The following is a 24338-nucleotide window of genomic DNA, read 5'->3' as shown; positions in this document are numbered from 1 at the left end:
CTCCTCTGCGTTGTCGTGCTTTTCTTGCTGCATCTTTGCTACCAAATACACTGTGTCTGACCTGAGTAAAATGAAAAAGTTCGCGCTTGAGCAAATATTTTTGCATTGGCAAGCAACTAAAGTCGTGTGACACCCGTAAATATGATACATATAGAGCCACGTAGGTATAAAAACCTCAAGCCACATTATAACATGAACCCAAACAAACAACATCACAGCGACGTTACCGTCATAGGTAGCGGTGCCGCTGGTTTATCACTGGCCTTGTCACTTGCCAACCATTGCCAAGTTACGGTTATTAGTAAAGGTGCACTGCGAGAAGGGTCGACTTTATATGCCCAAGGCGGTATTGCTGCCGTTTTCGACAAGCAAAACGACAGCATTGAGTCGCACGTTGAAGACACCTTAGAAGCGGGTGCTGGGCTGTGCGATCGTGAGGCCGTGCACTACACAGCATCGAATGCGAAGGCTTGCATGCGCTGGCTAATAGAGCAAGGCGTTCCTTTTGATATGGAAACCGATGACAAAGGTCATGAGCGTTACCATTTAACTCGTGAAGGTGGACACAGCCATCGCCGTATTCTGCACGCCGCCGATGCCACCGGTAAAGCAGTGCAAACAACGCTGATTGAGCGGGTGCAAGCACACCCTAATATTACCTTGTTAGAGAATTACAACGCCATCGACCTTATTACCGACGCCAAACTTGGGCGCGACGGCAAACATTGTCATGGCGTGTATGTTTATAACCGCGCCAAAGAGCGAGTAGAAATTCTCAGTGCTCGCTTTATTGCTTTGGCCACCGGCGGCGCCAGTAAGGTGTATTTGTATACCTCGAACCCTGATGTTGCCAGTGGCGATGGCATTGCCATGGCGTGGCGAGCAGGCTGCCGAGTGGCTAACATGGAGTTTAACCAGTTTCATCCCACAAGCTTGTATCATCCAAAATTACAGAACTTTTTAATTACCGAAGCAATGCGCGGTGAGGGGGCTTATTTATTGCGCCCAGATGGTACACGCTTTATGCCGGAGTTTGACGAGCGCGCCGAGCTAGCCCCTCGCGATGTCGTAGCCAGAGCCATTGATTTTGAAATGAAGCGTTTAGGGGCTGATTGCGTCTATTTAGACATCTCTCATCGTGATAAAGAATTTATCATCGAGCACTTCCCCACCATTTACGCCAAGTGCCTAAGTGTGGGAATCGATATCACCAAAGAACCCATTCCGGTAGTTCCTGCAGCGCACTACACCTGTGGCGGCGTGATGACCGACTTTAACGGCAAAACCGACTTGGACAATCTCTATGCCATTGGCGAGGTCGCCTACACGGGTCTGCATGGAGCGAATCGCATGGCTAGCAACTCGTTGTTGGAGTGTATTGTCTTTGCCCAAGCTGCAGCCAAGGACATCGTCGCAAAATTGGGGTTACCCGCAGAGCCTAGCACCCTGCCCGATTGGGACGAAAGCCGGGTCACTAACTCCGATGAAGAGGTCGTCATTACCCATAACTGGCATGAGCTCAGGCTATTTATGTGGGATTACGTCGGCATTGTGCGCTCGACCAAACGCCTTGAGCGTGCACTACGTCGAGTAGAGTTATTGCAACAAGAGATCCATGAGTATTATGCGAATTTCCGGGTATGCAATAACTTATTGGAGCTACGTAACCTCGTCCAAGTTGCCGAGCTTATTATCCACAGTGCCTTAGCGCGCAAAGAAAGCCGAGGCCTACACTACACCTTGGACTACCCAGAGCGTTTACCGCATAGCCATATCACCGAGCTTAATCCTGCGACACTGGGTCGTTAAGGTTTTCGTTAACAGCCCGAGCTAAGTCACGAAACTGCTCGGGCGCCATCGCCTTATCCGCTATAAACACGTGCCGCTTAGCGCCGGTGTAGGTACTTTGCAAATGCAGCCATACTAGGCCATTGAATACCTTAGTTCCCTTTAATAGCTTGCCACTGAGCTCAATGCCTTGGCCATGTAATTCTACTTGCTGATTATCAATAGTAATAATGCCATAGCGCGGCCAGCAACGCTTATATACCCGCCAGCCATGCCAACTCGCGATCATGAGCACAATTGCACATAGCAAAGCCCATAACCATTGCGGCTGACTAAACACGAGTATTATGTAGATAAGCCCGACTAGCCCCAACAATGGCCGGTGATTCGCCGTATTGGCAGAAAATACACCTCTATACACGTACGCGGTCTAGAATGATTTTAACCATACGCGCAAGTTCTGCGTCTTCACATTGCTCATGACCCATAAACCAAGCAAATAAATCGGGATCATCAGCCGCCAACAAACGCTGAAACGTCGCCTTGTCATCATCATTAAGGGAGTCGTACGCCTCTTCAACAAAGGGCATAAACAACACATCAAGCTCAAGCATGCCTCTGCGACACGCCCAACGTAAGCGTGCTTTACTGTCTAACTTCGCCATGGTTTACCTCTTTATGGTTTACTGCGCCGCAGTTTAGCAAAAACTGTTGCTACTCACAGCTATTTTGCGTCTATCGGGTGTCATCACTGCGGCGCTTACGATACACTTGCGCTTGTCATTAGCTTGCGTACCTAAGGAGTCGTGTATGTCTGCATTTACTGTTTACGCAACAGATTATGTTGCGATCTACGTTAGTGGTGTTGATGCTAAATCTTACCTGCAAGGACAACTCACACAAGATATCAACCTTGTTGAGCCAAACACTTGGCTGTGGGCAGGGCAATGCAGCGCAAAAGGAAAGCTATGGGCCTGCTTTCGCATCGCAGCTTATCAGCAAGGCTATTTATTAATTTGTAGCGCCGATGAGGCCGAAGCAGCGCTGCGAGAGCTAAAGAAATATGCGGTATTTAGCCAAGTTGAAATCACCTCTATGACGCAACAGGTATGTGGCGTGTTAGGTGACAAACAAGCTCTAGGTGCGCACTTAGGAGTCAACCTTGATAATCCCGCGACCAACCTACCTGAAGGGTTGGTGCTCACTCTTGCCGATGACCGTTACCTTGTTGTAGCCGATGCCGACACCTTAGTACCCGCGCACTCAAGTGAGGCTTTTTTGTGCGCGCAAATTAAGGCCGCAGAGCCCAGCTTATGTGCTGCCGCAATTGATGAATACGTCCCGCAAATGGTTAATTTACATGCGCTTGGCGGCATCAGCTTTAGTAAAGGCTGCTACACTGGTCAAGAGACTGTCGCGCGCATGAAGTACCTAGGTAAAAACAAACGCGCGATGTTCGTACTCTCTGCGCAAGCAGACAGCAAACTAGCGCCACCGCTCACAGAGGGTCAAGTACAGCCAGTGGATTTAGAACGTCAGGTCGGTGACAATTGGCGTCGCGGTGGCACCTTGATAGCACAAGCGGTTGATCAAGGCAGACTTTATGGCTTGGCCGTGTTGCCAAACGATCTTGAACTCGACAGTCAACTTCGTGCAAAACACGCACCTGAGGTGATGTTCAGTATTGAGCCACTCCCTTACTCACTCACTGAAGAATAATTGGGAAACGTTATGAATATAGCCGAGAAGAAAGTCGTAACTATGCACTACAGCGTAGTCGACAAAGCCGATAACACCATCGACAATACCTTTGATGGTGAGCCATTAGTCTTTATCGTTGGCACTGGCTTTTTGATCCCAGGCTTAGAGAATGCGCTAATTGGTAAACAAGCAGGTGATACCCTGAGTGTCGAAATCGCGCCGGAAGATGGCTATGGTGAGCGTCATGAGCAATTGATGCAGGCTGTACCTAAATCAATGTTCGATGGTATGGATATTGAAGTAGGCATGCAGTTCCGCGCCACCACTGATGACGGTGAGCAAACAGTTATTATCGTCGATATTCAAGGTGAAGATGTGATCGTTGACGGTAACCACCCACTTGCAGGTGTCCACCTAAAATTTGACGTGGAAATTGTAGATGTACGCGATGCCACCGCTGATGAATTAGCCCATGGCCATGTTCACGGCGAAGGGGGATGTGATCACGACCACGAATAGTTGTCTGTGACTCTTTAAAAAAAGGCGCTTAAGCGCCTTTTTTTAGCTTTGTTCCTGAGCCGGTAAGTGAGCACTAATGTGCTTAGCCAGATTATCAGCGTCATTACTGCCAACGCGATAAAATGTGCCGTCATGCAGTTCGATGGCTACAGCAGCAAAGCCACTGGCATTGTATACCCAGCCATCATGAGTAATGCGAATGCCCACCCCATGACGAAACGAGTTACTGACAACAGCAACCGATTTAATCTCATCAAATGCGAGTCGCTTTTTAGCGATACCAGGGCCAAAGAACCATTCCACGCCCTGTTCATCTACACGCACTGTTAAGCCATGAAATAAAAATGCCAGTATCACTAAAATGGCCGCAAACAGCATCATCGGGCCATCCCCTTCCATAAGATAAAAGGCTAATCCCAAAAAGCCGCCCACCCACAACAAAATAATGAGAATGGCCCAAGCAGTTTGCTTATGTTGATACATACTATTCCTTTTTGTGTCAGCGCAGCGCTAACATTAATTGAAACTATAGACGAAAGTGGCGCTTAATTCTGAGTCGAAATTGCGCTTATCTTCTTCCGGTTTGGAGTTATAACGATATAAATAAGCAAATTTAAGTGATAACTGCCCCATAATTTGGCTAATCAAAGAAGTTTCTGATTTTAGCCGCGAATTCAGCCCTGAGAGTGACTGCTCAGCACTGATAAACTGATTAAAACGAGTACGTTTAGAGACCGTGCGCTCCCACTGTAAAGCCAAGCGCAGTAAGTAACCCGTTTCACTTTCAGTCGGCTCTTCACCTTCTTCAGCGGGTTTGCCCTCAGAGCGATATAGACCTGGGCCGATGTCAAAGTCCACGGTGTTTTTCACCCCTTTGTAGAGACGATTACCATAGCCGGTTGCCACTGTGGCCTTGTACTCCAAACCACTGAATTCATCTTCCTCGTAATCGGCGTAAAAGAATAACGAGGCATTTTTTTCGCCTACTTTGTAGTTCGTTTGTGCAGAGCCAAAAAATCGTTGCGCCGAAATAGTTTCTTCGCCGGTTTCAGCATCAACATCACGACGGTATAAAGAGTCAAATTTGAACTGATTACGCCAATGGGTGAAATCTTGGTAAATATTGCTACGTAGCTTAAAGCTCGTTGAATCGGTGTTACCTCGAGTCACGATAAAGCCAAACTCGGCATCGCCGTAAAACATTTCACCTTGGTGAATTTCGTGGATTTCTGCATCCGTCAACTGTCCGTATTCATGAAAGTCTTCAAATGGGTCAACGGCCCAACAACTTACACTCCAACAAGCAATTAATAGAGCGATAAAACGCATAGTTAGTGCTTACTCTTTCCAAATAACGTGACAAAATGGCGCATCTTTATCACGGCTGATCAATACCCGTGCGAATACCAAGTCTTCATTCTCCAGCTCGAGCCCGATGCTCACCTCGCTGTAGAACTCCGGCTCGATTTCCATCGCCACAATCCCTTGCCATTGCTCACTTGGCGCACTTTCTTCTATAAACCCCAGAGCCTCACGATGCTCGTTAAAATCGTTGATATCCTGCTCGGACAAGTGCTCAGGTGCAAGCTCCAAGAATACTTCATAGGCATGATGAGTTATTTCTTGTTCAGTGAATAGGCGCGGCCCTGACATGGTGCTGATCCCGTTGATGCTTATTTCTGGCGATAATAACAAAACTTGATAAGAATGTGCATTGTCTCGCGACCAATAAAAAGCCGGGAAATTCCCGGCTCTTAGTGCACTGCTTTATACTTTAGCTATTAATACCGAGTCGCCTCTTAAAACCCTCGCGCATATGCTGAATGTAGGTGTAAAATAGGGGTACAAATAAGGTACCAAACACAGTTGCGGCAATCATGCCTGACATCACTGTGACACCTAAAGACACTCGACTTGCCGCCCCAGCGCCACTGGCCAACACCAGCGGTAACACACCTAGGACGAAAGACAAGGCCGTCATTAAGACCGCTCTGAAACGCTGCGATGCGGCTATCTGCGCGGCATCAAAGATACTCTGCCCCGCCTTGCGTTGCTCCATAGCAAACTCAACAATCAAGATAGCTGTCTTAGTCGACATACCTATTAGCAGTACAAAGCCGACTTGGGCGTAGATATTGTTCGTCATTCCCACCGTAAACAAGGTAGCCATGGCCCCAAAAATAGCCAAGGGTACAGCGGCTATGACCGCAAACGGAATCGTCCAACTCTCGTATTGCGCGACCAAGAACAAGAACACAAAGAGAACCGCCAGTGAGAAGAGTACCGGCGCGAGGTCGCCCGCTAAAATTTCTTGTCGTGTTTGCCCTGCCCAATCAAAAATATACCCATTAGGCAGCTGTGCGGAGAGCTCCTTCATGACCGCAATGGCATCCCCACTGGAATAACCAGGTGCAGCACTGCCGGTAATACTGGTACTTCTATATAAATTGAAGTGGTTCATACTGGTAGGGCCAAGAATAGGCTTCAGTGTGGCTATGGTCGTCAGAGGGACCATATCCCCCTCACTATTGCGTACATAGTAATGCTGTAAATCAGCAGGTTCAGCACGGAACTGCGCCTCAGCTTGAATGGTGACCTGATAAGTGCGGCTAAACTGATTAAAGTCGTTCACATAGAGCGAGCCTAACTGCGCTTGCAGGGTTAAGAAGATATTGCTCAAGGTGATCCCTTGTGCTTTCGCTTTATTGCGATCGACCTCTAAAAAGTATTGCGGCACATTGGCGCGGAATGTACTAAATACATTTTGCAGTTCAGGGCGTTGGTTGGCATCGTATATCAAACCATTCATAACTTGCGCTAGCTCGGCTGGGTCTCTACCTTCGGAGTCTAATAATCGATACTCAAACCCCGAACTATTCCCCAACCCTGGGATAGGCGGTGCATTAAAGACCATAATCTGGGCATCTGGCATGGCCCATAACTGCCCTTGGATACGGGTAATAATCTGTTTTAAGCCCATATCTGGAGCCGTTCGCTGCTCCCAGTCTTTGAGCACCATAATGCCCAACGCGTTGTTTGAGCCAGCACCGCCAAGTAAAGAGAACCCGGAGACGCCAATAAAATCTTCGGTGGCTGGGTCTTGCATGATCACATCACTGATTTTCTTTACCACAGCATCGGTACGATTAATCGCGGCGGCATCTGGCAACTGCACATCAACGAAGACAAAGCCTTGGTCTTCTGGGGGCACAAATCCGGTAGGTACATTAGTAGCAAACCAACCGGTAGCAACAAATAGCGCCACCACAACAATACCTATACGCCCTGCTCGTTTGAGCATAAACCCAACCACACCGGTGTAACTCTTAGTGGAGCGGGTTATGGCGTTTTCAAAAGGTCGTAACCATTTTATTGGCTTCATTTTTTCAGCTGACAACAGCAAACAACAGAGCGCCGGGCTCAATGTCAGGGCATTGATTGATGAAATCAGTACAGCAAAGCTAATGGTGACAGAAAATTGCTTGTATAACTCTCCGGTGATCCCTGGCATAAAGCCTACGGGTACAAATACCGCTAACAGCACCAACGTTGTGGCCACAATAGGCCCGCTCACCTGCTCCATGGCTTTGGTCACTGCTTCCTTAATGGGTAGCTTGTCCTCTCTGAGTATGCGCTCAACGTTTTCTATCACGATGATGGCATCATCCACGACAATGCCGATCGCCAGTACTAAACCAAATAACGTAATCAGGTTAATGGAGTAGCCCATCGCCATCATCGCCGCAAAAGTACCAATGAGCGATACCGGGATCGCCACAGTTGGTACCAAGGTGGCACGCCAATTTTGCAAAAATAGAAACACCACCAAGATGACCAATGCCACCGCTTGATAAAGAGTTACAACCACCTCATCAATGGAGCGATTAATAAACTCAGTGGTGTCATAAGGCACTTTGTATTCAAGGCCATCAGGAAACTGCTTAGACAGTTCCGCCATACGTTTTTTAACTTGCTCAGCAACCGCCGTGGCATTGGCGTCGGTGAGCTGATAAATAACAATAAAACCGGTGTCTTTTTGATTGAATGTAGCACTACCTGAATAGCTTTTTGAGCCCCGCTCTATGCGCGCGATGTCTTTAAGGCGCACAAAGTTACCGTCCAAATTAGCACGCACAATGGTTTGTCCGAACTCATCGGCAGAGACAAGGCGCCCCTGAGCTTGAATCGCATATTCGAATTGTTGGTTGGGTAGCGCCGGAGCGGCGCCCAGCTTACCGGCGGCGACCAAGGTGTTTTGCTCCTCCAGTGCAGCCTTCACTTCCGCAACCGTTACTCCTAGGGAGGCCATTTTATCTGGCCGTAACCAAATACGCATGGAATAGGTTTTCTCACCCATCACCTCGGCAGAGGCAACCCCAGGGATACGCCCGAGTGGCTCAGTAAGATAATTAGTGGCATAGTTGCTTAAGAACATAGCATCCATGTTGGGGTCTTCTGAGTACAAACTTATGCCCATCAACATGTTGCTAGATTTTTTCTTAACCGTTACCCCCTGACGGCGTACTTCCTGAGGCAAACTAGGTTCTGCCAACGCCACCCTGTTTTGCACATTCACTTGGGCCATATCGGTGTCTGTACCGACATTAAAATAAACGGTGATGGTTGCCGAGCCATTGTTACTGGATGTGGACTCGATGTACATCATGTCTTCGACGCCATTAATTTGCTCTTCAATGGGACGAATAACTGTCTCTTCAATGGTCTGTGCGCTGGCCCCGGGGTAAATCGCGGTCACCGATACCTGCGGCGGCGTGATTTGCGGATACATATTGACGGGCAGCTGGGTCAAAGAGATAAGCCCAGCCAATGTAATAACAATGGAGATCACCAGCGCCAGTTTGGGCCTGGATATAAAAGTTTTACTGATCATCCTCGACTCGCTTATTGTTGGTCACTGATGGTGCCGGTTTTGGCGTCGACTTGTTTAACAACAGGATTTACTTCCACCCCTGAGCGCACTTTTTGTAGGCCTTCGACAATAACCCGCTCGCCTTGCTCAATACCTGATTTAACCACCCACATCGCATCGATGCGTCGACCCAAATCCACCAAGCGCTGCGCCACTGTATTGTCATCTTTGACAACCAAGACAAATTTGCCTTGTTGATTTTCCTGCACTGCTGCTTGGGGCACCAAGGCTTGCGACTGCTTATCTTGACTCTCAACCACTAAGGTCACAAACAAGCCCGGCATTACAATGCCATTGGGGTTATCAAACTTGGCACGTAACTCAACCGTCCCCGTGCTACGGTCAATTTTAGTGTCGGCAAAATCCAGCGTACCCGATTGTTCAAAGTCAGTATCATTGGGTAAGCGCAGGCTTAAATCTAAAGGGACATCTTCGGGGCTATTATTAGTTTGCTGATGCGACTGTTGATAACTGATGTAATCGGATTCCTCTACTTGAAAACTAACATAAATGGGGTCGATATCTGTTAGTTGTGCCAAGGCACCGGATTGTGGGTTAACGATATTGCCCACATCAAAGCTCACTTTACCTATGCGGCCACTAAATGGCGCGTCGATAGTGGTGTAACTGAGGTTCAGCTTGGCCTTTTCTAACGCCGCTTCACTGGACTTAACAGCGGCTTGGGCTTGATCTAAGTTCGTTTGCAATTTGTCTAAGTCTGCCTCAGAAATAAACCCATCTTTGGCAATTTCACGCCCTCGCTTGAGATCTCGCTCAGCCCGAGAGGCCGCTGCACGATTACTTTTTAAGGACGCTTCAATTTCACTCACACTGGCAGTGTATTCCGATGCGTCAATTTTAAATAACGTTTGGCCTTTTTCTACATATGCGCCCTCACGGAAAGTCCGCTCAATGAGTTCACCCTCAACTCGAGCACGAATATCTGCCTCCTGAAAGGCCTCGGTGCGAGCGACAAACTCGCGATAATTACCAACCTCTTGCATCGCCACTTCATAAACAGACACCGCCGGCGCTGGCATGCTCTGGTTTTGTTGCTGCGGTTCAGAGCAGCCCACCAAGGCTAACAAACAGAGCCCAGCTAAAACTGAGTGATAGAAATACTTTGGGCCCGAAGGGGATAAATGCATCGCGTGTCTCCTTAGAATCGTTATGTCGCTAGCAATGTTGTTTTCAATGGCCAGATAGGCGCTCAATAGACTGACATAAAATAAATCTAGTTCCCTGAGAAATATAGACTATTTTGTAACTCACTGTATTTAAGTTATACCGATATTTAAAAATGAGTACAGTGCATTGCGCAAGCAGAGTATATCAAGTGCTAGTAACGGGAACATGACATCAATCAGATGTTGAGGTAAATTGATACTGGTCAGAGGAGATAATAATGATAACACTAACCACTGCTAAGCAAGTCGCCTATGTAACCTTGGCTAATGAAAGTAAACGTAATGCACTGAACTTTGAGATGTTCAAACAACTTGATGGGGTGATTAAACAAATCAAGAAGCAGCGTGATTTGCGAGCGGTGATACTTCAAGCACAAGGGCCGGATTTTTGCACTGGGCTAGACGTTAAAAGTGTGATCAGCAAACCCACCGATATCTGCAAATTGCTGTTTAAACCGTTGCCTGGCAACCAAAACCTCGCCCAACGTGTGGTGCTGGGGTGGCAGTCGTTAAGTATCCCGGTAATTGCTCTACTACAAGGGCGATGTTGGGGTGGCGGGATGCAAATAGCCTTAGGTGCTGATATTCGCATCGCCAGTGAGGATGCTAGCTTAGCAATCATGGAGTCACGCTGGGGGTTATGCCCCGATATGGGTGCAAGCTTAGTGCTTCCAGGAATCCTCAGTGCCGACAATTACTTACAGCTTGCCATGTCTGCTGAGCCTGTTACCGCGCAACAGGCCCTCAATTTAGGCTTGGTATCTTATGTTGATAACAATTTGCAGCAACGAGCTGCACACATCATCAACACCTTTAGCGCGCGTTCACCGGATGCCATCAGTGCAATCAAACGGTTAACGCAAAGCGCTTACCGACAGCCCCATCGTAGACTATTGGCTAAGGAAACTTTCTCGCAAATTAAACTGCTGATGTGTAAAAATACCCGTATTGCTATTAAAAATGCTTCGCGCAAGGATGATTCCTTCGATGAGTACCAACCGCGTCGGCGCTGGTAAAAAGATCATTAAACACAGCGCTAGATTCATGTTGAGTGCTGCTATAATTAGCGCTTTTCTATTCTCAGCCCATGCCCTCAGCGACTACTTCTCGGTGAGCTTCCCAGCACCACTCAGTGCCATGCTAGCGCTATTCTTAGCTTTGCAATTAGGCATTGTTAAACTGCATTGGCTTACTAGCAGTGCTCATCCCTTACTTAATTATATGCCGCTGTTTTTTGTGCCCGCAGCCGCTGCCATTATAGAGCATGTCGAATTGGTCGCCCGCTATTGGTTGCCACTGTTGTTGTGCTTAGTAATCGTCCCGCTGATTGGACTGTTTATCATCGGGACGATAATGCAACGTTTGGGTAAAGAGCAATGATGTATTTGGCTATCCCTATGACAGTGGCCTTATTTTTAGCGTTTCGAGCCCTGCACACCAAGGTACGCTCGCCACTATGTAACCCCGTCTTGCTCACTATTGCCGCCTCGGCATTTATCTTGTCGGCCTGGCACATCGACATCAACGAGTATCGCGCTCACACGCAAATTTTCGATTATCTTTTGGAGTTGGCCGTCGTTGCTTTAGCAGTGCCACTTTATAAGCAAATCCACCAGTTGAGGCGACAGCTTTTATTGATGTTTATCGCTGTGGCTGCCGGAATAATCACGGCCACCACCACCGCCGTTGTGATCACCTCTTTGCTTAGGGTACCCGAACAATTGCAGGCCTCCCTTGCTAGCCTTGCAGTCACTACCCCTATCACCTTACTTGTCACCGAGCAGTTAGGCGGGCTTAGCAGTATTGCCGCATCCATGGTCATTCTCATTGGTATTGTCGGTGCTATTGTTGGCTTCAACACGCTTAAGCTGACTGGCATCAATCATAAGGGGGCTCAGGGCGTGGCCCTCGGCGGTGCTTGCCATGCCATTGGCACGGCCACCGCTATTGCTGACAATGAAACCAGCGCCGCCTACGCCTCGGCAGCCATGGCGTTAAGTGCATTGCTCTCGCCTATCATAGTGCCTATCTATTACCCTTGGCTTGCCAGCTTAGCGCTTTGACTATCTGAGGCATTGATATTGGCCGGTTGCAACACCTTCTTGGCTCCTGAATTCTTTCTTACGTTATTTAGGTACTGATGTAGTGGCGAATGCGGTGTTAGCAAAGCAAGCTAATAAGGAAGGAGGCTGGTTGGTCAAAACCAACCTAGCTACTAAGCGTGAGATTACGCCTTGCATTATGCTACAGGCAATAAAAAACCCCGACCATTACTGATCAGGGTTTCTTAAATCGTGGTGCTTAGATGCGGACAAAATTGTCTGGAGCAATTTTGGGCAATGGCAATTGCCCGCAAAGCGGTGAAATACATGGATGTATTTTACCATCGAACCACTCGAGCTAATAAGCGTGAGATTACGCCTTGCATTATGCTGCAGGCAATAAAAAAACCCCGACCAATACTGATCAGGGTTTCTTAAATCGTGGTGCCCAGAGGCGGAATCGAACCACCGACACGAGGATTTTCAATCCTCTGCTCTACCGACTGAGCTATCTGGGCAAAAGTTTTTTCATAAAAATGGCGCCCATTGAGCGCCACCTTTAATAATGGTGCCCAGAGGCGGAATCGAACCACCGACACGAGGATTTTCAATCCTCTGCTCTACCGACTGAGCTATCTGGGCAAATGAATGGTGCCTGCTGCCGGAGTCGAACTGGCGACCTACTGATTACAAGTCAGTTGCTCTACCAACTGAGCTAAGCAGGCACACAAAACTGTGTGCAAAAGCACGTGCTTCTGAATTTTCAAAAACACCTTTAATAATGGTGCCCAGAGGCGGAATCGAACCACCGACACGAGGATTTTCAATCCTCTGCTCTACCGACTGAGCTATCTGGGCGTGCGGCGTATTAAACGGTTTTTAGGGTATCAAGTCAACCATTTTTTAAAATAAACAAACCGTTTGCACAGTTTTCATGCAAACCGAGATTTATTGGCGAAAATCCCGGCTAAGTTGCTACTTTTCAGGTGGTCTGTAACCTTCAATTTCTACATCTTTACCTTCAAACAAAAAGCCAACCATTTGCTCTTCTAAATAGGTACGATGCTCCGGATCCATCATATTTAGATGCTTTTCGTTAATTAACATGGTCTGCTTCTTTTGCCACTCATCCCATGCTTGTTGAGAAATATTGTTGAAGATCTTCTCACCTACTTCACCAGGGTAAAGTTGAAAAGCAAGTCCCGGAGCTTCTTTTTGCAGCTTCTGACAAAATACCGTACGTGCCATGTTTATCCTCATTTACGATTATCTAATTCATATTGCTCTGTAGTGTAACCTAATGCTTAAACACTCGCACCTGCAAGGTGCTGCTTTAGCTGTTTCAATAATTTCTTTGTCGGTGCTGCTAGCCCCACCTCAGGTTGCTGCGCTAGTGAATAAGTTAGTACTGCGCGCTCTGCAAGCTGTTGTATGGGTTTGTGCAAATGCACAACAACAGGCTCTATAGTTAACTGAAAGTGTGAAAATACATGAGTAAATGGCTCTAACCTATGTTCTTTACCGCTAATACCATTGATTGCCATAAACTCTTTGACCCCGTCCTGGCTCGCAAACTCGATAAAGCAATGTAGCCCTCCCCAAATACCTTGATCGGGACGCTTTTCCATGTAGGTGTGCCCTTCATAAACGGGAATAAACATTACGCAATGCTTCTTCGGCACTTGCTTTTTGGGTTTTGAATGTGGGAACTCGTTTACTTTGTCATTGATTCGCGCTTGGCACTTATCATTGAGTGGACAGGGCTGACAGTCATATTTACTACGTGAGCACAGGCTTGCTCCCAAGTCCATCATCGCCTGATTAAACTGAGTGACGCCGTGCTTTGGCGTTAATTGCTCGCTTAGATGCCAAAGTTGATTTTCCACTTTTTTGACACCATACCAGCCCTCAATCATAAAAAACCGCGCTAATACCCGCTTTACGTTGCCATCGAGAATCGCATGATGCTCGCCGCGCGATAGGCTTAAAATAGCACCCGCAGTAGAGCGCCCTATCCCAGGCAGAGCCATTACTTCTTCCAAGGTGTGCGGAAACTGACCCTGGTACTGCTCACAGATCAACTGTGCGGTTTTATGTAGATTACGTGCTCGAGCGTAATACCCCAAACCTGTCCAATAATGGAGTACTTCATCTTGCGGCGCTTCAGCCAGCGCCTCAATAGTCTCAAAACGCGCCATAAAGCGGTTGAAGTAAGGGATCACCGTAGCAACTTGCGTTTGCTGCAGCATAATCTCTGATACCCAAACTTTATAGGGTGTTTTTTCTAGCTGCCAAGGCAGCGTCTTGCGACCATGTTTGTCGTACCAATCGAGTACTTGAGTGGCAAACCAATCACGCGTGCTTTTACTTATTTCCACTACTTTTATAACGCCCCTGTACATATTTGCGCTCAGTCTATAATTGTGCAGGTAAATATCAATACCCTTTACTTGTACTTCCTCTTACAACTGGGGATAATACGCACCCATTTTTACAGAGACAGCCAAGACCATGAGTGAATCTACGCAACAAGCATTGGAGCAAGCACAGCGCGAAGGAAAGTATATCCGTAAGGTACGCAGCTTCGTAAAACGCGAAGGCCGACTGACCAAAGGTCAAGCAGCGGCACTAGAGAAATGCTGGCCGACAATGGGGCTTGAGCACCAAAATGGCTTACTTGATTTCAGCCAAGTGTTTGGCAATGACAATGATGTTGTTCTTGAGATCGGTTTTGGTATGGGTAAATCGCTCGTAGAAATGGCTAAAAACGCACCAGAGCAAAACTTTATCGGCATCGAAGTTCACCGCCCTGGAGTAGGTGCTTGCCTGATGGACGCTGATGCCGAAGGCGTTACCAATTTGCGCGTTTTTGAACACGATGCGGTGGAAGTGTTAGCGGACTGTATCAGCAATGAAAGCCTAGCTAAAGTGCAATTGTTCTTCCCCGATCCATGGCATAAAAAACGTCACCACAAACGTCGCATTGTGCAACCTGAATTTGTCGAAAGCCTGCGCAGCAAACTAAAAATTGGCGGGGTCTTTCATATGGCGACAGATTGGCAAAACTATGCTGAGCACATGCTCGAAGTAATGCAAGGCAATAGCCATTTTAGCAACCAATCAAGCACGAATGACTATGTACCACGCCCAGATTTTCGCCCACTCACTAAGTTTGAGCAACGTGGCCATCGCCTTGGCCATGGTGTTTGGGATTTAATGTTTGAGCGCGTGAAATAATATGGTACTGAGCAACCCGTCGCAGATCCTACTGCGCAGCCCTGAGCTGTTAGTCGCGCAAACCATTTTAGTGGTTAATTTTAACTGTGATGGGTTTGCAAGTGAACTGCGTGAGCTGAACCCAACAGCTGATATTCATTTATTCTCTTATAACCAAGCGAATGGCGACTTTGCACAACGCCAAGCCCAGCAACATCAGGCCCAAACTCTGGTGTCTCATGAGCTTCCTAAACACCGCTTCGACTTGGTAATTTACTATTATCCTAAGGCCAAAGCCGAAGCTTTAATGACCTTAGATAATATTCGTGCTTGTATTAATGATGATGCGCAGTTACTGGTGGTGGGGGAAAAAAAAGGCGGCGTAAAATCCATTGATAAACAGCTTAAAGGCCTCGCTCATGGCCATAAGGTTGACTCTGCCAAACATTGTCAATTATACCAATACAGCGATATCACCCCGCTGCCCAAGTTCGATATCAGCCGCTACGAGAAGCGCTTTTGTCTTACTCGCAGCATAGCTGGTGAACAAGTGAGCTGTGATATAGTTAGCCTACCGGGTGTATTCAACCATGGCCAACTGGATGATGGTACGGCGTTGTTACTGGATAACTTACCTGATTTAACTAACACCCAATCCTTACTTGATTTTGGTTGCGGCGCCGGAGTTATTATCAGCTTTTGCTTGAAGCGCTTTGCCCACATTAAAGGCATTGCCTTGGATGTAAACGCCTTAGCCGCATATGCCAGTGAGCAAACCCTGCGCGCCAATGACCTGCACGGCAATATTGTGCTCAGCGATGGCCTAACCAACATCAACGAGCGCTTTGACATCATCGTCAGTAACCCGCCCTTTCATACCGGGCTAAAGACCGATTATGATATCACCGCTCGCTTTTTTGCCAGCGCGAAAGCACACCTGAATAAAGGCGGTGCGCTTACTCTAGTCGCTAATAGCTTTTTAGCCTACCCAGAGCAACTACAGCAACAATTTAACACTCACCAAACAATTGCTAAAACGAAGCGTTTTGCGGTGTATCAAAACCAATAGCATAATTACGCCGTGGCAGTTGTCTTAGATGGCTTACACGGCGCTGCCAATCCCCGTTGACCGATGTTTCTTGAGCATTATAGAAATACAAATATAGTCGCCCACCTTTTATTAGGTAGATAGCATTTTGGCTAAATTCCCTCATTAGCTTCTTGCCATAGCTGCGAGGTGCTCGCACTAAGGCGCTGCGCTCGCGATAGGTCATCTCTTGGTTACCGCCAAAACCCCAGTGCGGGTCAAAGCCTGCGAGCCGTTTAGCCAAGCGCTGCGTATGTAAGCGATTTTGTCTTTGTCCAAGGCGCAGCCCCTGCGGATTCCAAGCGGTTATAATAAACCCAGACGCGATATAACTAGGTTTTTGAGCAAACCAGAAGTAAGGATTTTCATAGGCCGCTAAGGTGTCCTTATCTATGCTGACAAAAGTGCTTTTATTTATGCATTTTTCTGATTTTAACATTCGACTATTCAATGATTTGCTAAACTAGTTTAATGTTGTAACACAGCTATTAGTGAACCGCGCACACTCATGAGTATTCAAGGCTCAACAACTAGTATAAGAAAGGCATTGATCTACGCGGTCATGTCTGTTGCGTCATTGTCGCTCATTTTGTCTATTACTATTTCTACCTACATTGACATTCAAGAGCAGCGAGAACAGCTGGAAGAGCGCGTAGAAACCTTTGCTGAGCTCACCGCTTTTAACGCTCAAGTGACGGTTCTTTTTGACGACAGCAAAACCGAAGAGCAGCGCCTACAAGCCTTTCAGGCTGTAGAGGCAATAAAAAACATTCATATTTATCGTATAGATGAATTCAATGACGAAGTTGAATTTTTTGCCAGTTATAACGCTCCCCGCACGCCACCAGTGCCAGTAAAAACCAAACGTCTCGAGAGTATCGGCAAGGGGGAAGTCGAAGATGGCCATTTAGAAATCATTAAGGCCATCACCAACCAAGACAACACCATAGGCTATGTGTATGTTCGAGCCAGTTTAGAGAGTATTGAGAATTACCTGCACCGCAAAATAATTATCGATATTATGTTGAGCGTAGCGGTGTTGGTTGTTGCCTATGTTATAGCACGTATTTTCCAGCGTCATATCGGTAACCCTATTGATACATTGAGCCAGTTACTGCAAGACGTTGCCAAAAACCGTAACTACACCGTTCGCGCCCCGAGCAGTAATATAGCAGAACTCAATCAGCTGGCGCTAAGTGTCAACACCATGCTGCGGCGCACAGAAAAGCAAATCGAGCGTAATGAGACAGATAAAAAAGAAATAGAAGCCCTAAACCAGAGCCTTGAGGAAAAAGTGAACCTGCGCACCGACGCCCTGCGCGACGCTAACCAAGAGCTACTCAGTACGCTAGAGCGGATGCACCAATATCAGAATCAAATTGTTGAGAATGAAAAGATGGCGTCACTAGGGCAAATGGTTGCGGGTGTCGCTCACGAGGTCAATACCCCTTTGGGATTGGGGATAACTGCATCAACATTAATGCGTGACAAGCTCGGTGATATTCGCCATTCATTTGAAGAAAAAACACTCACCTCGCAACAACTAGGGCGCTTCTTGGTAGATGGTGAAGAAAATCTGTCGTTGATTTATCGCAACCTTAACCGCGCAGCCGAGCTTATCGCCAGCTTTAAAAAAGTCGCTGTGACCCAAGATAGTGAGAGCATCACCGACGTTAATTTAAGCGCGCTCATTGGCGAAGTCATGATTAGCATGCGTGCCGACCTTGATGACATTAGCCCGCAGATAAACGTGCACTGCCCCGAGGATTTACATATCCAATCAAAGTCTGGGCCTATCCAACAGATATTGCAGCAGCTTATCAGTAACTCTCTTATCCATGCCTTCAAAGATCACCCTGATCCACGTATAGATATTGATGTACAAACCGACTCCGGACAGCTACAGATTGACTACCGAGACAATGGTAGCGGCATCAGCGAAACATTAAAGCCCAGGGTCTTTGATCCTTTTGTGACCACGAAGCGAGGCTCTGGCGGCAGTGGTCTAGGCTTACACCTAGTCTACAACCTCGTAACTCAAGCACTTGGCGGCAAGGTGCTGCTTGCTCCAGAACATAAACAAGGCAGTCACTTCATAGTTCAGATCCCATTAAGTGGGGTGCAGTAGTATGCGTGTAGTCTGTTTAGCCGCCTTGATGTGCAGCCTATCTGCGCAAGCAGGAACACCCGATCAAGTGCGCTCGGCGCTGCTTTTTCAAATAGCCAAGTTTATCGACTTTACTCATGTTCAGTCTGATTCAGTGCGCTATTGCTTTACTAGCTTAAGCAAAGGGCCTGGTGCATTTCTTGCGCAACAACAGAACTTATTGATACGTGGACAACCAATTGCCATAACCGAACTCAGTAAAAGTTCACAAAATGATGAACTTTCTCGGCAATGTGACATCACATACTTTGATGGAAAAATAGAGAATGATATACTGTCGCCTTGGATCAAAACTCGGCCTTTAACAACATTCACCGTTGGCAGTAATTTCGAGTTCCTTGAGCAAGGCGGTGTGGCTGCCTTAATTCAGGAAGGTAAGAAGATTCGACTGTATATCAACAGGGAGCAGCTCGAGCAAGTAAGCTTTAAAGTACAAGCCAGGCTGATGACAGTATCTAAGTTTTATCCAAATTGATTTTACTTGTTAACATTTAGATATACTCCTATAATCGCAAGTATTCGCGGAATTCTCGTTTTTCCGGTTTTTCTGTAAATAAAATATTCCGAAAAGGTTAATTAACAATGCAAACGCCAGTCATTCTGATCGTAGAGGATGAAGACGTAACCCGCCTGAACCTCGTTAGCTTATTTGAAGCGGAAGGCTACACTGTAGTTGAAGCCATTGATGGTGATGATATGCATGATAAGCTCACCACCAATGATGAAATTAACCTGGTTGTTATGGATATCAACTTACCAGGTAAAAATGGCTTGATCCTCGCCCGTGAATTGCGTCAAAAACGCAATGTTGGTTTGATTTTCTTGACCGGCCGTGACAACGATGTCGATCGTATTTTAGGTCTTGAAATTGGTGCGGACGATTACATCACCAAGCCATTTAACCCACGCGAATTAACTATTCGTGCCCGCAACCTTATTTCTCGCACAGCAGCCAGCAAAGATGACCCTGCACTTGAGTCTGATGGTGTGCTTAACTTTAACGGTTGGGAATTAGACGAAAACAGCCGTTGTTTAACGTCTCCTGCGGGTGAATCTAAGCGCTTACCTAAGGGTGAGTATCGCGCATTACGTCTAATGTTAGACTCACCAGGTCGTATCTTTAGCCGCGAGCAGCTGATTAAACATATGACTGGCCGTGAGCTTCGTGCTAACGACCGTACTGTTGATGTGACTATTCGTCGTATCCGTAAACACTTTGAAAGCGACGCCAGCACGCCTGAGCTGATCAGCACCATCCATGGTGAAGGTTATCGTTTTATCGGAAAAATCGACAGCAACTCGTAATTACTGAGCTAACTGAGATAAGAATGACTGAAGGGCCTTGAGCCCTTCTTTTATTTGCCCATCTAACTGCGTTAACCATTGCTGGCGCTGTCCTTGTTCAACCTGCTGACAATTATTCTCCATTTCCTTGGCCTGCAACTGCACCGCTTTGAGCCCCACTGAGCCTGCGGCTCCTTTCAATTTATGGGCGACTGATTTGTACTCATCCACATCACTGACAAGGTTATCTTGCATTTGCTGCTGATACCCAGGTGCCAACTTTGCAAACAAGTCAACGCTGCGGGCAAAGGCTTTCGCCCCCATAGAATCCAAGAATTCAGAGATAATCTCTCTATCTAGGTGTATCTCATCCACATCGAGTGCTTGCGGCGATGCAGCATCGACTAGTTGTTTGGCTGCTGCCTGCTGTGCACAGTCTTTTCCAATACCAAAGAGCGTCGCTAGCATCTTATCGAGTTTGTTGGTATTAATCGGCTTGGCGAGTGAGCCTTGCACTTTAATGCCCCGTAGCTCTTCCTCAGCACTGCGCACGTTTGCGGTTAACACCACTATAGGTAGATTATCGAAGTGCTCATCGGCGCGGATTTCACGAGCCACCACATCACCATTAATATCTGGCAATTGCATATCGAGTAACACTAAATCGAGATCATCCTCTGTTTGCACAAAAGACAGTGCATCCTCACCGGTTTCAGCCCAAATGACCTCGTGCCCCCGCTGCTCAAGTAAATTGGTAGCAATTTCGGCATTCAAAGGAACATCCTCGACCAGAAGAATATTTAGGCTGGCACAATCATATGTTTCTAATTGCGGAGCTTGCGTCAGCTTAAGAGGAATATGTACTTTAAAGCTACTTCCTTCACCCGCCATAGAGCTGACCTGAATATCCCCACCCATTGCTTTAACTAGGGCTTTAGTAACCGCAAGGCCGATCCCCGAACCTATGGCATTGGCGCCGCTGGCATCCGGGGCTTTGTAATACATATCGAAAATATGCCGTAGTTGCTCTTGTGGAATACCTATGCCTGTATCTGTAACACTTAACTCAAGCCACACTTGTTTGCCGGTATCGTGGCGACGACAGCCCAAGGTCACCCCACCGTGTTTGGTAAATTTCACCGCGTTGTTGATGAGGTTCCAGAGCACTTGACGCAAACGCGTTGGGTCTATTTCGGCGTAAACGTCCAAGTCGCCTTCACGGGATACATCGAAAGACAGTGACTTTTGCTCAGCAATGAGAGAGCCAAAATTCACCACATCATTTATAAAATCTGTAACACCGACCGGTTCGGTGACAATATCAAGTTGCTCTCTGTCAATCTTGTCTAAATCGATAATGTCGTTAAAGATGTTGCCTAAGGTTTCAGCGCTTGAGAAGACCGTATTGCACCAACTGCGTTGTTGTTTCGTTAATTCAGTATCAAGCAGCATACGAGTGAGACCAACAATACCATTTAAAGGAGTGCGCAACTCATGAGACAAAGTAGCAATGAATTTACCTTTGTCTTTGTAAGCAGTCTCGAGCGCTTGTTCAGCTTCCTTACGGCTCGTGATATCACGGCCGAAAGCAAGTAGACCAATATATTCGCCGTCGTCATTAATAAAGGGTAGCTTGCGCATTTCAAACCAATGGGGTTCTCCATCCACAGGGTACTGAACGTCTAGCGTTATGGGTTCATGCGTCGTTTCTACTTGATGGTCGGTGCGTAACACCTCAGGTAGCAACTGCGGTGGGTAAATATCTTCAGCAGTTTTGCCAATTAAGTCGCCTGAACTGCGGTTCATCACCTTTTCAAACATTTTGTTGCAGCCGGCAAATACTCCCTGTTGGTCGCGGTAATAGAATAAGTCAGGGGACGAGTCGACAATTGAGCGCAATAGCATGCCTTGTTGAGCTAGCTCTAGCTGCGTTTTCTTGCGCTCTGCTATCTCACGACGCAACTCTTCAATAGCCCGATGCTTAGCGTTGAGCGCCATTTTACGCTCATCTATCTCAGTATTGAGCAGACGAATATTGTCTTTCAGTGACTGGTTTAATAGCTTTTCTTGCTTCGTGGCGGTTTCCAAAAACTTTTGCGAGTCTTGCAGCTGTGCCACTGATTGCAGCACCACCATAATCACCACAGGTGCGGTAATGGCCGTGAAGAACACCACTGCGAGTACATCCAGTAGGGTCACTTCACCGGTGGCAACGTAGTAATACATTGAGCCAAGGATCAAGGCCGCGACGATAAACACACCATAAACAATAGCGGCTGCGTACCAGATCCCAAATCGGGCAAGGAGATTAGTTAATACACGAACCCAAGGGCTCAGGGAAGAGTCAAACATAAAAACAGGGGTTTTGCTACAAACCCCTTTATTGTAATCAACTTAGAGTGCCTTTGGCAGTATCTGCGTTGAGATTCTTGCAAACGAGCATACGCCGATGCGTTTGCCGCCTTTTGCGAGTACGCCTTTTCGCATGTTCGTGGCGCCACTGGCTTTTAAGGTTAACTCAAAGCGCTGTGAATCAATATCCGTGCTACCACTGGCAGTTGCAGCTCCGGTGTTGCACTGCATTTGTCCGAGCTTATGGTAATTAGAGCGGCTAAATGGCGTGGACGAATTCACTAATGGTCCGGCGGTTGTGGTATTGATGGCTTGCTTCCATGGCGCTAATTCAACGTTAATCATGTCATTACGCAGCATGATTTTGTCTTCATGAGTCAAGAAGTAACTGTCAAAAGGGCCAAACTGCATTGCTGTAGCCATAGAGTCATTGCTTTGGCGTAAGTCACCAAGCCATAGCCCACCCTCGCCAAATACTTGCATCTGCATGTACTCGCCGTCATCACTTTCACTGCTGATGCGGGCATAACTGTCACTATCGAGACCAAAAATTAAATTACTGCTGTTATCAATACCGGTTTTAATTAGACGCGGCTGATTACCATACTTGGCTACTTTAGTATCCAAGGTGCCCCAGTTAAACAAACCAAGCACGCCCGATTGCATATAGCTTAGTTCACGGCTGTTTACCACTGAGATACAGTCCACTCCCAAGCGACAAGCTTCAAAACCATTGCTGTAAACCGTGGGTCGCCCAGTCAACACCTGCACGCCATCACCAGAGAGTACAGTGGCATTGTTTTTACCACCGACCAAGGCATGTACTGCATCACCCTGCGCGGCGACCATTAATTGCCCTTTTGCCACCATATCCTGTATTTTTGTTAGCAACTCACTGGGCTGGTTAGCATTTTTATAAAACGCATGATATAGCAATAGCGGGCTTGAATCGGCTATAAACACCGCGTCAGATTTACGCAGAAGGTTATATAGCTTCTCTGGGTCGCGACACAGTTTTTGCTGCTTTTGATAAAGATCAGGGTATAGCACATCACGGCGGAAGCTCGCTAACTTCGACACCTGATAATCAGCCAAGCTATCGCACAACTTGGTATCTTGAGCACTCATTACCGTTTGCATAGCCCCATCGATAGCGAGCCAATGCGCTTCAAAGCCAAGCTGCTCAAATAAGGACTGATAATAATCAACATCGCGATAAGGGTCTCGACTGCCACCGGTGATAAAGGCAACACGCGGTTTGCGTTTGGCATCGGCAATCTTTTGCGCATCACTAAGCAGCTGCGCAAACGCCTCTTTGGTTACCCAATTACGCGTGCCCTGAACATCAACTTCGCCTTGGCGACGACGCTTACCATTCGCTTGTTTTTGCTCGAGTAAATCAAAAAAGTTACGCTGTTCGAAATCAAATAAGTTAAACCAAAATTCACGTGCTGATATATCGCTACCAGTAAGGGTGAAATCACTGCGGCGCAGATAACGTTCGAATTCACGTTGGCCGAATGCTTCATCATTAAAATGCTTTTTCGCCGCATTTAATAACTCGACTGCCTGGGCGCGAATATCGGGCTGCTCGGTCCAGGCCATATCGGCAATACGGCCTAGGCCTTCTTCTGTAATTTGATAAATTGGCTGTTGTTTATAAGTATCCTTACTTAAGCTTTCGCGGGATTCAGAATTGCAATATCTCAGCCTTTCGCTGGAGCACACCTGCAGGTCGTCAGCAAACAACATCAGCTGAGGCTTGGCGAACGCAGCAACACTACAGCTACTTAACATCGCCACAGTGGCGGCTTTTTTTAGAATTGATTTCATCGGACTGGTCATTATTGTTATTTTGCAAGTTATGGGTGTAAATAGCGCGTCTTAACAGCAACACACAATGTTAACAATTACTGGACAATAAAGGAAGCATGTTGTCGCCACTTAGCTGCCAGCATTGCTTTACATATCTCTTCTTTGGCTTTTTATCCTGCAACTTTGAGCCGCTCCACATTTGCGCATTTTCAGGTAGAATGTCGCCTTTTCGTTGCTTTAATAATGAGGA

The 24338-nt window shown here is 47.0% G+C and carries 23 protein-coding genes and 4 tRNA genes; 11 read left to right on the top strand and 16 right to left on the bottom strand.

What is annotated here, in order from left to right; all coding sequences use genetic code 11:
- The first annotated feature begins 192 nt into the window (after positions 1-192).
- On the top strand, positions 193-1809 hold the full coding sequence (nadB, locus tag MHM94_RS09935) for an L-aspartate oxidase (RefSeq protein WP_235419854.1): 1617 nt from the start codon (positions 193-195) through the stop codon (positions 1807-1809).
- Here the strand turns inward: nadB and MHM94_RS09930 are convergent.
- Both MHM94_RS09930 and MHM94_RS09925 read right to left on the bottom strand, forming a co-directional pair.
- The gene (locus tag MHM94_RS09930) at positions 1784-2209 is read right to left on the bottom strand and encodes a protein YgfX (protein ID WP_082079264.1); all 426 of its coding nucleotides are present in this window, start codon (positions 2207-2209) and stop codon (positions 1784-1786) included. The two genes, nadB and MHM94_RS09930, sit on opposite strands and share 26 nt — an antisense overlap.
- Positions 2202-2453 carry a succinate dehydrogenase assembly factor 2 gene (locus MHM94_RS09925; RefSeq protein ID WP_022944108.1) on the bottom strand — a complete coding sequence of 84 codons (252 nt, stop codon included), beginning with the start codon at positions 2451-2453 and terminating at the stop codon, positions 2202-2204. Before MHM94_RS09925 ends, MHM94_RS09930 begins: the two co-directional genes overlap by 8 nt.
- Positions 2454-2598: 145 nt before the next feature.
- Between MHM94_RS09925 and MHM94_RS09920 the strand changes: the two genes are divergently transcribed.
- Together MHM94_RS09920 and MHM94_RS09915 are read left to right on the top strand one after the other, a co-directional pair.
- Entirely contained in the window at positions 2599-3507 is a 909-nt protein-coding gene (locus MHM94_RS09920; RefSeq protein ID WP_235419853.1) for a transcriptional regulator, read from the top strand.
- Between the two features lie 12 nt (positions 3508-3519).
- Positions 3520-4008: a peptidylprolyl isomerase gene (locus MHM94_RS09915; protein WP_022944110.1), complete on the top strand. Its 489-nt coding sequence runs from the start codon at positions 3520-3522 to the stop codon at positions 4006-4008.
- 42 nt (positions 4009-4050) lie between these two features.
- On the opposite strand, the gene MHM94_RS09910 is transcribed toward MHM94_RS09915, so the two are convergent.
- The 5 genes from MHM94_RS09910 to MHM94_RS09890 all read right to left on the bottom strand — a co-directional run bounded on the left by MHM94_RS09910 (position 4051) and on the right by MHM94_RS09890 (position 10086).
- Positions 4051-4491 (bottom strand): hypothetical protein, encoded by a 441-nt coding sequence (locus MHM94_RS09910; protein ID WP_045978551.1) that lies wholly within the window; start codon positions 4489-4491, stop codon positions 4051-4053.
- Between the two features lie 33 nt (positions 4492-4524).
- On the bottom strand, positions 4525-5337 hold the full coding sequence (locus MHM94_RS09905) for a DUF481 domain-containing protein (protein ID WP_045978550.1): 813 nt from the start codon (positions 5335-5337) through the stop codon (positions 4525-4527).
- A gap of 9 nt (positions 5338-5346) precedes the next feature.
- Positions 5347-5661: an HI1450 family dsDNA-mimic protein gene (locus tag MHM94_RS09900; protein WP_022944113.1), complete on the bottom strand. Its 315-nt coding sequence runs from the start codon at positions 5659-5661 to the stop codon at positions 5347-5349.
- Positions 5662-5782: 121 nt separating this feature from the next.
- Positions 5783-8899, bottom strand: a complete 3117-nt coding sequence (locus MHM94_RS09895; RefSeq protein WP_235419852.1) for a multidrug efflux RND transporter permease subunit — start codon at positions 8897-8899, stop codon at positions 5783-5785.
- A gap of 11 nt (positions 8900-8910) precedes the next feature.
- Positions 8911-10086, bottom strand: coding sequence for an efflux RND transporter periplasmic adaptor subunit (locus MHM94_RS09890; protein WP_235419851.1), 1176 nt, complete (start codon positions 10084-10086; stop codon positions 8911-8913).
- Between the two features lie 257 nt (positions 10087-10343).
- On the opposite strand from MHM94_RS09890, the gene MHM94_RS09885 reads away from it, so the two are divergent.
- From MHM94_RS09885 to MHM94_RS09875, 3 genes are read left to right on the top strand one after another with little or no spacing between them, the layout of a single operon-like run.
- Positions 10344-11141, top strand: coding sequence for a crotonase/enoyl-CoA hydratase family protein (locus MHM94_RS09885; RefSeq protein ID WP_235419850.1), 798 nt, complete (start codon positions 10344-10346; stop codon positions 11139-11141).
- Positions 11113-11505 carry a CidA/LrgA family protein gene (locus MHM94_RS09880; protein ID WP_022944117.1) on the top strand — a complete coding sequence of 131 codons (393 nt, stop codon included), beginning with the start codon at positions 11113-11115 and terminating at the stop codon, positions 11503-11505. The genes MHM94_RS09885 and MHM94_RS09880 overlap by 29 nt, the downstream gene beginning before the upstream one ends.
- A complete protein-coding gene (locus MHM94_RS09875) occupies positions 11502-12188 on the top strand; it encodes an LrgB family protein (protein ID WP_138507769.1) in 687 nt (228 codons plus the stop codon). Before MHM94_RS09880 ends, MHM94_RS09875 begins: the two co-directional genes overlap by 4 nt.
- A gap of 421 nt (positions 12189-12609) precedes the next feature.
- On the opposite strand, the gene MHM94_RS09870 is transcribed toward MHM94_RS09875, so the two are convergent.
- From MHM94_RS09870 to mutY, 6 genes are all read right to left on the bottom strand, one after another.
- Positions 12610-12685: transfer RNA gene (locus MHM94_RS09870), tRNA-Phe, on the bottom strand.
- 48 nt (positions 12686-12733) lie between these two features.
- Positions 12734-12809, bottom strand: a tRNA-Phe gene (locus MHM94_RS09865).
- Between the two features lie 7 nt (positions 12810-12816).
- A tRNA-Thr gene (locus MHM94_RS09860) sits at positions 12817-12892 on the bottom strand.
- A 57-nt stretch (positions 12893-12949) separates the two neighbouring features.
- Positions 12950-13025, bottom strand: a tRNA-Phe gene (locus MHM94_RS09855).
- A gap of 117 nt (positions 13026-13142) precedes the next feature.
- The gene (locus MHM94_RS09850; RefSeq protein WP_022944130.1) at positions 13143-13415 is read right to left on the bottom strand and encodes an oxidative damage protection protein; all 273 of its coding nucleotides are present in this window, start codon (positions 13413-13415) and stop codon (positions 13143-13145) included.
- A 56-nt stretch (positions 13416-13471) separates the two neighbouring features.
- Positions 13472-14569: an A/G-specific adenine glycosylase gene (mutY, locus tag MHM94_RS09845; RefSeq protein WP_040643027.1), complete on the bottom strand. Its 1098-nt coding sequence runs from the start codon at positions 14567-14569 to the stop codon at positions 13472-13474.
- A 109-nt stretch (positions 14570-14678) separates the two neighbouring features.
- Here mutY and trmB point away from each other — a divergent pair, with 109 nt between their 5' ends.
- Together trmB and MHM94_RS09835 are read left to right on the top strand one after the other, a co-directional pair.
- On the top strand, positions 14679-15404 hold the full coding sequence (gene trmB / locus MHM94_RS09840) for a tRNA (guanosine(46)-N7)-methyltransferase TrmB (RefSeq protein ID WP_235419849.1): 726 nt from the start codon (positions 14679-14681) through the stop codon (positions 15402-15404).
- Between the two features lies 1 nt (position 15405).
- A complete protein-coding gene (locus MHM94_RS09835; protein ID WP_235419848.1) occupies positions 15406-16452 on the top strand; it encodes a methyltransferase in 1047 nt (348 codons plus the stop codon).
- Here MHM94_RS09835 and MHM94_RS09830 read toward each other — a convergent pair.
- Positions 16415-16909: a DUF3293 domain-containing protein gene (locus MHM94_RS09830; protein ID WP_045978534.1), complete on the bottom strand. Its 495-nt coding sequence runs from the start codon at positions 16907-16909 to the stop codon at positions 16415-16417. The two genes, MHM94_RS09835 and MHM94_RS09830, sit on opposite strands and share 38 nt — an antisense overlap.
- Before the next feature lie 69 nt (positions 16910-16978).
- Between MHM94_RS09830 and MHM94_RS09825 the strand changes: the two genes are divergently transcribed.
- The 3 genes from MHM94_RS09825 (at position 16979) to arcA (ending at position 19942) form a co-directional block, all read left to right on the top strand.
- A complete protein-coding gene (locus MHM94_RS09825; RefSeq protein WP_022944135.1) occupies positions 16979-18598 on the top strand; it encodes an ATP-binding protein in 1620 nt (539 codons plus the stop codon).
- A gap of 1 nt (position 18599) precedes the next feature.
- On the top strand, positions 18600-19112 hold the full coding sequence (locus MHM94_RS09820) for a YfiR family protein (RefSeq protein ID WP_235419847.1): 513 nt from the start codon (positions 18600-18602) through the stop codon (positions 19110-19112).
- Between the two features lie 107 nt (positions 19113-19219).
- A complete protein-coding gene (arcA, locus tag MHM94_RS09815; protein WP_022944137.1) occupies positions 19220-19942 on the top strand; it encodes a two-component system response regulator ArcA in 723 nt (240 codons plus the stop codon).
- Here the strand turns inward: arcA and arcB are convergent, their stop codons facing one another.
- A complete protein-coding gene (gene arcB / locus MHM94_RS09810) occupies positions 19943-22273 on the bottom strand; it encodes an aerobic respiration two-component sensor histidine kinase ArcB (RefSeq protein WP_235419846.1) in 2331 nt (776 codons plus the stop codon).
- 42 nt (positions 22274-22315) lie between these two features.
- Positions 22316-24106 carry a hypothetical protein gene (locus tag MHM94_RS09805; RefSeq protein ID WP_138507774.1) on the bottom strand — a complete coding sequence of 597 codons (1791 nt, stop codon included), beginning with the start codon at positions 24104-24106 and terminating at the stop codon, positions 22316-22318.
- Positions 24107-24338 lie beyond the last annotated feature (232 nt).

This window comes from Pseudoalteromonas sp. CNAT2-18.1 (assembly GCF_022347865.1).
GTDB classification, from domain to species: Bacteria; Pseudomonadota; Gammaproteobacteria; order Enterobacterales; family Alteromonadaceae; genus Pseudoalteromonas; species Pseudoalteromonas ruthenica.
Note: the sequence above shows the minus strand (reverse complement) of the source record. Positions and strands in the feature narration are given on the sequence as shown.